The organism is Pseudomonas sp. P5_B2 (assembly GCF_056400445.1).
Genome location: NZ_JBFULH010001210.1, coordinates 1 through 856, shown reverse-complemented (window position 1 = coordinate 856; position 856 = coordinate 1). Strand labels below are relative to the sequence as shown.

Annotated in this window: 1 protein-coding gene and 1 pseudogene; one reads left to right on the top strand and one right to left on the bottom strand. The window is 50.8% G+C overall.

Features of this window, described 5'->3' with window-relative positions; genetic code table 11:
- Positions 1-395, bottom strand: a 395-nt coding sequence (locus AC1DRJ_RS30270) for a class I SAM-dependent methyltransferase (RefSeq protein ID WP_477805352.1), incomplete at its 3' end; no start/stop codon positions are given.
- 263 nt (positions 396-658) lie between these two features.
- Between AC1DRJ_RS30270 and AC1DRJ_RS30265 the strand changes: the two are divergent.
- Positions 659-856 (top strand): annotated as a pseudogene (locus AC1DRJ_RS30265) (citrate-proton symporter); the annotation flags it as partial.

The following is an 856-nucleotide window of genomic DNA, read 5'->3' as shown; positions in this document are numbered from 1 at the left end:
AGATGATGCAGGACGCCGATCAAGGTGGCTGCGTCGTAGGACTGGTTGGCTTCCAGATCTTCAACATGTCCAAGATGCATTTCCGTTCTTTCAAGCAAATCGTTCGTTTTCAACTGGTGCTTCGCAGCCGCCAGCATTGGCTCGGATGGATCAATCGCAGTAAAGCGCCAACTGGGCTCCAAGGTCGCCATTGCAATGATTTCCTGCCCCGTACCACCAGCGCCAACGACCAGTATCTTCGCCGAGACTGTAGTGCTGAGGCTTGCTGCCAGCATGCAGGCAACAAGGTCGTGACAGGCGTCATAGCCTGCCAACGCAATACGGCTCTGTCGTCCGTACTCATTGGTTCGTGCGGTATCAAATTTTTCAGCGGGATTGAGAGTTAATGATTTCAAGGCGGTTCTCCATGTCCTTGAATCAAGTTAGGTCACCTAGCGCGATAATAAAAATTCATTAATTTTATGTAGTGCATTCCTACAGGGAATACATCCATCGCTCGACGCTTGGATGCCTCTACTTGCATTGATCTGTTTCATGCATTAATGCATGCCAACAATGCACTTATCATATCGATCATCCTGCTCCACCATTCTCCCCAATAAGAACCGTGCAGCGCGTCGAGGCGGTGCACGTCATAAAAGCGGTGGAGTACAGGTCAATGACAGCATCAATTCCTTCCGGGCGCTCACGCGCCAGTGCGATTTTCCGGGTCACCTCGGGTAATTTCCTTGAGCAATTCGACTTCTTCCTTTTCGGTTTTTATGCCACGCAGATTGCGGCCGTGTTCTTCCCGGCCAGCAGTGAATTTGCCTCCCTGATGATGACCTTTGCAGTGTTCGGTGCTGGCTTCCTGATG